The sequence below is a fragment of the Moorena sp. SIO4A1 genome, assembly GCF_010672065.1.
GTDB lineage: Bacteria > Cyanobacteriota > Cyanobacteriia > Cyanobacteriales > Coleofasciculaceae > Moorena.
In genome coordinates, this window is record NZ_JAAHHX010000742.1 from 1 (window position 1) to 1,413 (window position 1,413).

Sequence of the window (1,413 nt, forward strand, 5' to 3'; positions counted from 1 at the left end):
TTCAGCAGATGGGTGAGTTTTTGCCAAGAAAATAGATCAGCAAACTTCCTTTCGTCCTCACTTGGGATAAATACTGCTTTACTCGTCCAATGGTATTCCAGGAATTTCTGCTCACTATAAGGCTTGAGGATTTTTGCGAGCACTGACATGACTATTTGACAATATTTATTAACAAAAAAATTATACTAGAAAACTAGCTTGTACCAGAAAGATAATTTAGAAATTTATCTAATTTCTGATACAAGCTCGGATTACTCCAAAATTATTAGCAACTAATTATTGCTAGCAATTCTGGGCTCAGAAGCAATAGCTACCTGAGAAGGCCAGACCGTCTCAGGATTCTTCGCTTCTGAGATCACCACCGTCAGCGTCAGTATTTAGGCAAGATTCATTAGTCTTACGAGGATTATTAGGAACGATTTCCTTGATTTCGACTTGAATTTTGCTAACAGCACGCTTTTCAGCAGTCAATCCTTGTATTTGCTCTAACATAATTTGTCTCCATCTAGTGTAGATTCACCCTTTTGCTGCTTAACCTTTCGGCTATTGCTCGAAAAGCTCAGTGATTGGGTCTGTTCTATAGACTTTAACTCAAAAGCAAGCCCAAATTCAATAATTGATAATAAATTTCGATAAAGTTTGCTCAAGCTTTCCTTTACCTTTAAGCTAAGAGTTAGGCTTAAAGAAGATAAACCTTGCTATAGTAAGGCTTGCTCTGGTTAGCTTAGCAATAAATATTATTAATCAACTATATATTTAAGCTGACTACATATAGTAAGCACTCTGCTCTTGCCTAGACGGGGCTTCCAAACATGGCAGGATGTTATTGGTTGTAGGTAAGATGCGATTTAAGTATTAAGATAATGCGCTAAGGAAATGGCCAAGCTAAGCTAATGGCTGAGGGCTGACAGCTGAGTGCTGTTCGCGCAGCGTGCGCTACGCGCATATGCTTACGATGCGATCGCATAAGCGCGGAAGCTAATGGCCAAAGGCCTCAGCCGCGCATCTTCCCTAACAAGGATATATAGAGTTTATCATAGCTATGAGCTACAAATAGTTTTTTCATTATTACCTGCTCCCTGCTCCGAAGTCCCTGCTCCGAAGTCCCTGTTCCCTGCTCCGAAGTCCCTGCTCCCTGTTCCCTAAAACCCATAAATTTGTACCTCATTAATTTGATAATTGCTATAGTGAGTATTCTTGAAGCAATACACGAAGACGGGAATGAGGTGCTCAGGTGGTAAGCTGTCACAGCAAGGTGGATAGACTCAGAAGTAGTACAGGAATAACGAAGAAAACGCTTCCAATATAGACAAAGGCTAAATACTTCCGCTCAGTAGCAACAGCAGCTAAGGTTTCTGCACCCAGGATTGGCATTTGTCTCAAAACAGGAATGCTGTAGATGATCACAACTCC

2 protein-coding genes are annotated in these 1,413 nt (G+C 40.7%); one reads left to right on the plus strand and one right to left on the minus strand.

The window, feature by feature from the left end; all coding sequences use genetic code 11:
• Nucleotides 1-333: 333 nt before the first annotated feature.
• Nucleotides 334-492: a hypothetical protein gene (locus F6K53_RS42525; RefSeq protein ID WP_293086576.1), complete on the minus strand. Its 159-nt coding sequence runs from the start codon at nucleotides 490-492 to the stop codon at nucleotides 334-336.
• A 489-nt stretch (nucleotides 493-981) separates the two neighbouring features.
• Between F6K53_RS42525 and F6K53_RS42530 the strand changes: the two genes are divergently transcribed.
• Nucleotides 982-1,146, plus strand: a complete 165-nt coding sequence (locus tag F6K53_RS42530) for a hypothetical protein (RefSeq protein ID WP_293086579.1) — start codon at nucleotides 982-984, stop codon at nucleotides 1,144-1,146.
• The last annotated feature ends 267 nt before the right edge of the window (nucleotides 1,147-1,413 follow it).